Here is a 724-nt window from a genome sequence, read left to right as displayed (position 1 = left end):
AGCTCGCCCTGCCGGTGCGGTTGGCGCACATGGTTGCCGAGGCAGCCGGCAGCGGCCATGCCTTCGAGGCGGCGATGCTTGCCGTGCTGCTCACCGAACGCGGCCTTGGTGGCGACGGCGCCGATCTGGAGCGGCGGCTGATGCGTTTTCGCGGGGAAAAATCGCCACGCGCTACAGCCGCCAAGCAGCTCGCCGAACGGCTGGCGAGGCAGGCTGGCGAGGCGAAGGGCAGCGAAGCTGCGGCAGCCGGTCCCCTGCTCGTCCACGCCTGGCCGGATCGGGTGGCGAAGGCGCGCGGCGAGCGTGGCCGTTTCGTGCTGGCCAACGGCTCCGGCGCCATGCTCGACGCCGCCGATCCGCTGGCGGGCGAGCCGTTTCTGGTCGTCGCCGACCTGCAGGGCAAGGCACAGAATGCACGCATCACGGCGGCGGCAGCGATCGGCGAGGACGATGTCCGCGCCGCGCTGGCGGACAGGATCGAGGTCCGCCGTGAAACGAGCTTCGACCGCGACAAGCGCGCCGTGCGCGTCCGCGAAACCGTGCGCCTTGGCGCCATCACGCTTGCCGAGCGCATGCTGCCGCCGCCAATCGGTGCTGACGCCGACCGCGACGTCCTCGATGCGGTGCGCCAGCACGGGCTGTCGCTGCTGACCTGGAGCAAGGAGGCGCAAACGCTGCGCCAGCGGCTTGGCTGGTTGCATCGAGGCCTTGGCGCGCCCTGGCC

The 724-nt window shown here is 71.7% G+C and carries 1 pseudogene; it reads left to right on the top strand.

Features of this window, described 5'->3' with window-relative positions:
* Positions 1-724 (top strand): annotated as a pseudogene (locus tag EN964_RS36245) (ATP-dependent helicase HrpB); the annotation flags it as partial.

It is taken from the genome of Mesorhizobium sp. M7A.F.Ca.CA.001.10.2.1 (assembly GCF_003998575.1).
GTDB lineage: Bacteria > Pseudomonadota > Alphaproteobacteria > Rhizobiales > Rhizobiaceae > Mesorhizobium.
The sequence above is the reverse complement of the archived record's forward strand: the minus strand, read 5'-3'. Positions and strand labels throughout refer to the sequence as shown.